At 58.3% G+C, this 8661-nt stretch carries 9 protein-coding genes; 3 read left to right on the top strand and 6 right to left on the bottom strand.

Annotated features, from left to right (window positions below; translation table 11 throughout):
• The 4 genes from AC1DWF_RS27835 to AC1DWF_RS27850 form a co-directional block, all read right to left on the bottom strand.
• A partial coding sequence (locus AC1DWF_RS27835) for an HK97 family phage prohead protease (protein ID WP_476842306.1) occupies nt 1-303 on the bottom strand: 303 nt, incomplete at its 3' end.
• Entirely contained in the window at nt 293-1606 is a 1314-nt protein-coding gene (locus tag AC1DWF_RS27840) for a phage portal protein (protein WP_476783746.1), read from the bottom strand. The genes AC1DWF_RS27835 and AC1DWF_RS27840, both read right to left, overlap by 11 nt.
• A complete protein-coding gene (locus tag AC1DWF_RS27845; RefSeq protein WP_476842307.1) occupies nt 1606-3381 on the bottom strand; it encodes a terminase large subunit in 1776 nt (591 codons plus the stop codon). The genes AC1DWF_RS27840 and AC1DWF_RS27845 overlap by 1 nt, the downstream gene beginning before the upstream one ends.
• 25 nt (nt 3382-3406) lie before the next feature.
• On the bottom strand, nt 3407-3838 hold the full coding sequence (locus tag AC1DWF_RS27850) for a P27 family phage terminase small subunit (protein WP_476787277.1): 432 nt from the start codon (nt 3836-3838) through the stop codon (nt 3407-3409).
• A 430-nt stretch (nt 3839-4268) separates the two neighbouring features.
• Here AC1DWF_RS27850 and AC1DWF_RS27855 point away from each other — a divergent pair, with 430 nt between their 5' ends.
• From AC1DWF_RS27855 to AC1DWF_RS27865, 3 genes are all read left to right on the top strand, one after another.
• Entirely contained in the window at nt 4269-4502 is a 234-nt protein-coding gene (locus AC1DWF_RS27855; protein WP_476787279.1) for a hypothetical protein, read from the top strand.
• Nucleotides 4503-4679: 177 nt separating this feature from the next.
• Complete coding sequence (locus tag AC1DWF_RS27860) at nt 4680-5339, top strand: hypothetical protein (protein WP_476789175.1); 660 nt, start codon at nt 4680-4682, stop codon at nt 5337-5339.
• 38 nt (nt 5340-5377) lie between these two features.
• Complete coding sequence (locus AC1DWF_RS27865; protein WP_476786399.1) at nt 5378-5908, top strand: hypothetical protein; 531 nt, start codon at nt 5378-5380, stop codon at nt 5906-5908.
• A gap of 565 nt (nt 5909-6473) precedes the next feature.
• Here AC1DWF_RS27865 and AC1DWF_RS27870 read toward each other — a convergent pair.
• Together AC1DWF_RS27870 and AC1DWF_RS27875 are read right to left on the bottom strand one after the other, a co-directional pair.
• Nucleotides 6474-7634, bottom strand: a complete 1161-nt coding sequence (locus AC1DWF_RS27870) for a GGDEF domain-containing protein (protein ID WP_476789176.1) — start codon at nt 7632-7634, stop codon at nt 6474-6476.
• Between the two features lie 186 nt (nt 7635-7820).
• Nucleotides 7821-8135, bottom strand: coding sequence for a hypothetical protein (locus AC1DWF_RS27875; RefSeq protein ID WP_476842308.1), 315 nt, complete (start codon nt 8133-8135; stop codon nt 7821-7823).
• Nucleotides 8136-8661: the final 526 nt, after the last annotated feature.

The following is an 8661-nucleotide window of genomic DNA, read 5'->3' on the forward strand; positions in this document are numbered from 1 at the left end:
GATCCGGGCAACGTCGGGATCGGTTGCATCCAGTGAACTGTCGACCTTGAGGCCGTGGCCGTCCTCGGCAAGCGTTAAAGTGCCCGACCGAGTCCGCGCCAGCGGCAGTCCAGTATGATTGATCAGAAACGACACGTCGTCCCGCCCGATTGCCGCGCGGAAAGCGCCTGGGTGGATGATCTCCTTGAACAGGCTGCCTATGATGGCCGGCTGATTGAACACAGCTGCATAGCCAGAGACGTTCACCGCACCGTCATCGGCCCGAAACTCGGCGGGTAGACCGCCGCGGATTTCACGCTGCATCGTCGTTCTTCCCTTCGTTCTCGTCCAATGGCGGGCCGCCGTTGTCACCAATTCCGCGAACCGGCACCTGCCCAAGTTTGTCAATCGGCAGCATTGCGCCCTGCATGTGAAGTTTGGCGGCAGCACCTCCATGTGCTGGCCGGTTTTCCATCTCGCGCGCCTCATCTGGGGACATCTGGCCAGTGGTGATCGCGCGGGCATAACCTTCCATGCGGGTCTTGAAATCACCGCGCAGGAGACCGTCGACATTCATCTCGACGTACTGTCGGTTGTTGCCTCGGCCGAAGAGCTTCAGGTTCAGCTCCTGTTCGAATTGCTCAATCCAGCGTCGCAAGGTGTGCTTCGTCAGCATCAAGTCTTGCTGTTCGGTGTTGGTGAATGTGCCGTGGGTGAGATCCTGCAAGAAGACAGGAGGCAGGGAATAAATGCGGGCAATCTGCTCGATGACGAAGCGCTGGAGGGCGACGAGCTGGCTCTTCTCGGGGTCCACGCCGATCGGCGTAAGCGTGTGGCCAGTCGGCACCGAGAGCGCCAGTTTCTTCTTGCTTGCCGCCTCACGGACGGCCAATTCCATGTCGGCGCTGGACCGCTCAAGAGCGCCGGGCGAGTTGAAGGGCCCAGTGAGCACGAACGGCGGTACGCCTCCATTCTGGAAGAACTTCGAGCCGTAGTCTGTGGCCGCTATCGCCAGGCCGATGGCATCCTTGTTCGACAGGATCGGTGAACGATGCCCCAACATGTCAGCCTTGAGCATGAATGCGAGGTCGATGATTTCGGCCGCCTCATATCGGTGCGTCTTGCGGCCGTCCCGATGCTCGTAGAACTTTCGCCCTTCCTGTCTTTTGACCGTGGTCTTGCCTGGCTCCAATGGCCAAAGGTTCGTCACCTTGTTGAGTGCGTTGCGCTCGATGAACGTGTACGTCCTACCGCCGGTGAACACCTGATCGAACACGTGTTTCCGCCAGTCGAACGACGACAGTTCGTCATTCACCGCGTCGTGCAAGATGGTGGCAAGACCGCCCTTGACCTTCTCGCGCCCCTTTTCCATCCGGCGAAATAGATGCAATGGCAGACCGGCCAGAGTGCCTGACAGGAAATTCACCGCTGCCCAGACCGCCGGCACACCAAGCGCCCTCTCGAGTGTCACGGTGATGCCTGTAGTGGAGACACCCTGCAGTCCCAGGAACTCGACGATGCTCGCAGACGAGATCGGAACCCTTGGGTCTTCGATCGATGCGCGCTTTTCGAGCGCGGCTGAGACGGCTGCTTCGATTTGGCGTTGATTTGGTCCGAAGATACCCATTAGGCCGCCTGATATTTAAAGTTGGGATCATCCCAGGGTGACGTCGCAGGTGCCCCGCCGAGCTCATTGTCAGCGGCACCGGCGGCCATCGCCGTTGTGACCAGACCGTCGATGCGACCGCGAGATCGCTTCTTGTCGAACGCCCGGTTGCCCTGGCCGTCACTGTCGAGGAATGCGTTACCGGCGCACATGTAGGTCACCGGCGAATTGTCGATGGTGATCGTTCGGGCAAGGATGCGGTCTTCCAATTTTTCTACCGAGCGCGGCATGCAAAGAGCGCGGTCTTCGAAGACGATGCGCTTGCCTTGGCCATGGGCGATAAGCTTCAGGCCCCGACCCTCGGGCTCATCCGGGCCTTTGAAACGCCACACCGGAAACCCGATGTCCTCGCACGCCGCAATGAAATCAGCCATGCCGGCCGGATCAAATGCCAGAAACTGCACGTCGTGTTCAGCGACGAGCTCTTTCACCCTGGCTGCAACAAAGGTCTTGTCGATCACGGCCCCAGGCACCGCAGTGAAATCTATTGCCGGATCCGCGTCCCACTCAACGTATTTAGCGTTGTCGGCGAGCGCGCGCTCTTTCAGCCCGCTTTGTGTCGTCCAGTACCMGGTCTTTGCGTAGAGATGCCCGTCATCTCCAATCCAGATCGCAGTCAGCGCGGTCAGATCATTCTTGTCGGACAGATCGAGCGACAGCCAACACTTGCGACCCTTCTGCTGCTTTACGTCGACAGCCGCTTGCACTGCCGCCCAAGCTTCTTCGGCAATCCAGAAATCCGCCGACCCGATCGGAATGCCGAAGTACAACCGCTTGACCGAAAACGCCGTCGACAGCAGCACGCGCGCCGTATTGACCTCACCGCGGATATTCTCAATCGGAAACGTAGTGCCAAGCGCCGGCAGTGCCTTTGGCCAGCAATCCTCGTTGTCGAACACCTTCTCACGATCGGCCTTGTCGACACGAGCAATGAAGGCGAAAGCCTCATCGTCGAGAACTTCGCCGGTGGTGACCTTCTGATAGAACTCCGAGTAGTCGGTGCCGACGATCTGTGTCGAAGCCGGTGTGTTCGTGCCGAGCAACATCAGGGCATCGCCGGGCATCTTTGCGATGGCACGTTTCCACGTTTCGATCGAGGTATTCGACTTGAACTCGTGGATCTCGTCGGCCGCCACCAGCGTCGGGCGCGGGCCGGAGATGGCCTCGCCATTCGCGAGCGACTGAAACTTGCTTCCCGAGTCCGGAAACTCGATTTTCCAAGCGTTGTCGCCTTCGCCGCGGATAAGGACTTCGCAGCGTGAAACGAGCGAGTCGTCTTCGTCTTCCTCGCCGCCGGGGATATTGGCGCGGCACATGGCAACTGCGTCTTTAAACAGAACGTTCGCCGTCGCGCGATCCTGACCGATGGAATAAACCTCGGCACGCTTCACGCCGTAGAAGCCCCCCATGTACAGCCCGGTGGCCGCCATCCATGGGCTTTTGGCCTGTCCCTTCCCAGTCTCGACCCAAGCAGATCGAAAGCGCATGCGGCCGCTCGCCATGCGCCAGCCGAACAGCGACCCACTGCAGAAGACTTGCCAGGGCAGCAGATGGAACGGCCGACCTTCATGCGCGCCGGCTGTGATGCTCAATACAGCAGGCGAAAACCCAATCGCACGCGCCGCAGCATCAGGGCGCCAATGGAGCCCGCGTGCCGTGCCGTCCTTCAAATCCTTCAGGTGCCGCTGGGCAGCGGCGAGGTGATGTTCTCCTGCAATAATCCTGCCGGCGAGCACATCGCTCGCGTACTGGCTGGTCGGATCATTTGGATACTGGCTTGAGGTACGCGTCGGCCGCCCGAGACTTTTTCTTGCCACGCTGCACCTGTGTCACCTTTCCACGACGGGCCGGAGCGATACCCAGCTCGGCCTCAATGACGCGGATTGCTTCGTCGGCCTGGCGCATCACCGACCAATGCGGGTTCCATTGGCCAACCTTGGCGCGCTTGCCTTTCAGCACCGGGCCATGTTCGGCGACATGCCGTGAGGATCGCTCGTATTGCACTCTGAACTCGACCAGGCGCTTGATTGCGTGGCCGTTCGAGACTGCCAGCGTGCCTGCATCTTGAAGCTCGCGAGCTACGATGCCCCACTGCTCATGCGCCTCTGCAATGTCTAGCTCGTCGACATAGAGCGATGACCAATCCGGCTCGACCGGAACACCGTCGCCGCCCTGAATTGCGTTGAAGCTCATGGGGTTACCCGCAAAAGGGGCGACATCCCCCCTCCCTGGAATTCATCTCGGTGCGAATGGAGGGGGGACACGGGTCCTGGCCGCGATCCCTGCGGAATTTTGACCCACCCCCTGTCGTCGTACTACTTCCGACTGTCGTCTCCATCTGAAGGCGAAATAGCTCGGTATTGACCTCTTATTCGCATCGGCACCTAATCAGGACGGGACACAGGGTGGGGCGGTGCACGAGGTAGCTGTATKGCCAAAGCGGCAATCAATCCGCCAGTTCGTCAAGTTGCGGATCCTCACTATCAGGCAGATTGCAGATTTGCCTTAGAGCCGTCTTTCGTCGGCCTCGCCAAGAATGCCATCAGAGCGGGATGGGAACCCAAGGAAGTCGCTTACGCCCTTATGGTGCTGGCCGCTGCCGATCTCCAGGAATGTTCCAAGGATGATCCGGATCTACCGGTCGCCCGTTGATGTCGCTACCGATGGCATAGCCTCGCGCTTCCTCCTTCTGGATCAGCGCATCGTGGTCAGATTTGCAGACGCTCTCGGTGTTCTGCAGGCTGAAGAACAACGCCGGGTCGCCCTTATGCGGCTTCTTATGATTGACCACTGCCGCGCGGGGATGGTGCCGATTGCCTGTGACAAGCAAGCAGCCGCAGCGCTGGCAAGTGTATAGATCCCGGAGCAGCGCCTGTTGGCGTGTGCCATGCGGCCCGTACCACCGTTTGTCCTTGTACAGCCTGCGATAGTTCTCAGCTTCCGGTCTACGGAAGTGCCGACGCTTCTTGTCAGTTAGCGCCACGTCTGATTACCTGCTGTGGGGTTTGATTGTTTTTCAATCGGTAAGGCGGGAATGGAACTTCACGAGATCATAGCGCCGGCAGTCGTTGCGGCGCTCGTTTCAGGCGTCGTATCTATTGGGGCGGCTATCATCAACAACCGCTACGCACGATCGATGCACCAAGATCGCCTGAAGGCAGACGCTGACCTCGCGGAAAAGAAATTTCGCTACGAGCGCGCACTGGCTGACTGGAAACGAAAGACCGATTTGGCAGAAGAGGTATTGGCGGGTTTCTACAAAGCACGTGCCTTGTTTCAATCGGCAAGACATCCTCTCTCCCGTGGCCACGAGGGGGCCTCGAGAAAACCGGAGGATGGCGAAACTCCGGAGCAAACATCAAGACGGAATGCGGTCTTTGCCCCGCTCGAGCGCCTCAACAAGGAGGTCGATTTTCTCACAGAACTCACGTCGCTGAGATATCGGTTCTCTGCCCTGTTCGGTGCAGAAGGAGACAAGCCCTTTTCCGAAATCATTGCTACCTACAACGCTGTTCAGCGCGCTACCTACGCCCTTTTAGACGATGGCCTTTCCCGTAGTGAACAACGCGAGATGCGTCTTGAAGATGTCATTTGGGGAGTGGGCGAAGACGACAAAACTGCAAAAACTCTGGACGACGCGGTACGCACCGTAGAGGAGCTATGCCGTCCAGTTTTGTTGTCCCAACCCAATTAGCCTCGTCCGTCCGCCGTCCTGCTACTGCGAGGCTTTAAATGCGATTGCCACCTGTTGACGATTATCGTGCACCGTTCGTTGTACCTATCGGCCATCTGGCGATGCAGGCTGCTTACGCCGACAACAAGCTCTTCGAACTAGTCGCAGCGTGCCCTCCAAAGGCAGTTGAAGAGGCAATCACTGTTGACACCGTGGCCCACAAGCTTCGCGTATGGGACGATAAAACAAGGCCCTTTGCAGAGGAGCGTGTAAGACGTATCGCTGATCTCGACCTACGGGCGGAAGCCGAGCATGCCCTGTCTCGGTACGGTGATCTCAAACTACGTCGCAATCGTGCGATACACGACGCAGTGGAAATAGGCATTTTCGGAAGTGAAGAGACTGGTTACCTGCCGAAACCCCTTCAAGTCGAGTACCGGAGGGTGGACGGAAAGACCACGCAATCATGGCTGCACAAGGTGACGCCGGATTTGATCGCATCACTGGCCTACGAACTTTACGACCTCCAGAAGGACATGGAAGCCGTCACTTACAATCTCCGCCAACAGCGCGAAGCGCCTGACGCGTAGGCGCCCGCAGCGGTCTTATTACCACTTCCCTTGATCTCGCTTAGCTCCTCGGCCTGCTTGACCTTGTCGTGGACTACTCGTCCCAGAATAGCGCCTCGTCTCCACGGTGCGGAATGATGTGATCGACCACTGCGCTGTTTGGTGCTGGGTGCTTGCCCGTAAGCAACTCGCCGGTGCGCTGGCAGGCTTACAGGTCGCGATCGAGGATGAGGCGGCGAAGCTTCTGCCACCGGGCATTTGTACCAGATACGCCATGCGTTGGAGGTGGAGCGTTGCCTATCCCGTTCTCGCTCATCCCTTGGGGCCGGGCTGTAGCGGCTGGATAGGCCGCCAAGCGTGGGCTTGATGTTGGTGAGCTTGTCCATGGATCGCCCACTCGTCTTCTTGCCGACGGCCATCTAAACCTGATCTATTTTTCCCTATTTTAAATGGGGAGGGGAAATGCCAAGCTACTCGATAAGCTAGCGAGCGTAAGCAGGATGAACACGAGGCCCGGCGCACCTATGCCAGCTTGGTCGAGACCTACCCTGCCTGCAGCTACGACCTGATCGAGGTCCCCAAGGCGTCAGTCGACGAACGGCTGACCTTCATTCTCGACAACACCGGCAATCGCTAGCCTGACGAAACAGGCGGCGCTCGGCAGTTGCAACCCTTCGGCAAAGGTGCGGTTGCGACCGGCGCGCTTGGCCGCATAAAGGATCTTGTCGGCTCGGGCGATCGCGTCCCACAGCCCTTCGCCGGCATGGAATTCGGCAATGCCGAAGCTGCAGGTGACGACAATATCCGCAGGCAAGCTGCCAAAACGCACGCCCGCGATCTCGCGGCGCAGCCTCTCGGTCAAGCTGAATGCGTCATCGACCGAATTGTTCAGCACCATGATGAACTCTTCGCCACCGGTGCGCGCCGCGACGTCGCCCGCCTTGAGTTTCTTCTTGATGATGCCGGCGAAGCTCGCCAGCACCATATCGCCTGTGGCATGGCCGAAGCGGTCGTTGATGTTCTTGAAGCGGTCGATATCGCAGGCAACGATGCTCAACGGCTTGCTCCCCAGCGCCAGCAGCCGCGACGCCTTGCCCTGCAGTCCCCGGCGATTGAGCAGCCCGGTCAGCGGATCGCTGTCGCGCTCGGCCTTGAGCGCCAGGATGACGTCGGCGCAGGCAACGACCAGGAGCCCCAAGCCCACGGCGACGCCAATCACCGACATGGTGAACTGCGCCCAGATCCAGAACTCGGACTGGAAGAATTCTGGAGTATTGTCCTTCGGAACCGTGCCGCCGGTGAGCAGCGTGCGCACGATGAACGTCACAGCCAAGCCGAGAAGCAGCCAGAATACCGCCCTGTCGAGAACGCAGCCGCGCACGAGACGCCTGATCTTCCATACCCCACTCAGGAAGATGAAAGCCATGCCGAGATGGAGCACATAGACCCTGATCTGCAGGTCGTTGTCGACATAATAGAAATAGCACAGCGTGCCGACGATCCCAGTGAACCAGGCAGCGTGCTCGACAAGCGGTATCGACCTGCCCGAGCGCGCGAGCACGCCCTCGACCATTAGCAGCGGACCGGCCGAATAGAGCACGGATGTCACCACTATATTGAAGCCGATATCCGACGGCCACAAGGCGAGCTGAATGAACGTGGCGATGGCGAAGACCAGAAACGCCAGCGCAAACAGCATGAGGTGCCGACGCTGGCGCTCGATCAACCAGACGCAGAAAAACGTCACGGCAAACATCAGGAGCAAGGCAGAAGGGCTGAACTGCAATTTTTTCGCTGACCTCGGCGTCGTCGCTCTACTTCTGGTGGTGTTGGAGATTTACCTTCCCATAAGTAAATAAGACGATATCGAGGACGTTTGAAAACGGCCGCGACATTTCAGCCCGGTCGCTATAGGACGACGGCCTTCCAAGGGTCAGGCCGCCTGAATATGCGGGTCGATATGCGAATAGCTGTCGGCTGCGATGCGCCAGGTGGTCAACGGCTGATTGGCCCGGACGTAAACGGCAAAGTGCGCATCGGCTGGTTTGTCGAGCAAACTTCGCTCGGCAATGATCGCGTCGTCCGGGGCCACGACATCGAACACGCTGAAGTCGGGCATCTGCCACGACAAGGCACTGAGGCCTTCGCCGTAGTCGACACGGAGCGAATGCGGTGTGAACAACGCCATCGCGACGRCGAGTGCCAGACTCGCTAACGGCAGGCTGAAGAACATGCACGAGCAGCGCATGGCAGTCTCCTGGGTTTGAGGGATGCCGTGGTTACCCGCACGGCCGGGACTTCCGGAGCGCTCTGACATGGTTCGTCTACGTCCAGACGCCGTTTCTCTTTTGGTCAAACCTGTGGTTGTATATCAATCGGCCGAATTCCTCGGCTATTTGGAGGACATCATGACAGGAAACTCCAAGCCTTCAATATTAGTAACTGGCGACGAGCTAAAATCTGTAAAAAAGATGGAAAAGCTATCTCCATTAAAGACAGTTCCCCCACCATTTCCTCCTGCCGGCGACGGATTCAGCTATTGCGAAAATGGCTTATGTTACGTCGCATGCGGTAATACGTGGTATATGCTTGTTGACGAAAATGACCGGCAATATAACTGCGGATCAGGAAATGGCTTATATTTTCAATGCGGAACAAGTACTTTTCGGTGCACTTGTTGAACGTTAGGAATTGCCTCTAAGTAAACCAAAAACGAAACGCGGCAGAGGGTCAGAAAAAACAAGTCGATCGACCCTCTGCCATCACTCCAAGAA

The sequence above is a fragment of the Aminobacter sp. P4_D5 genome (assembly GCF_056401815.1).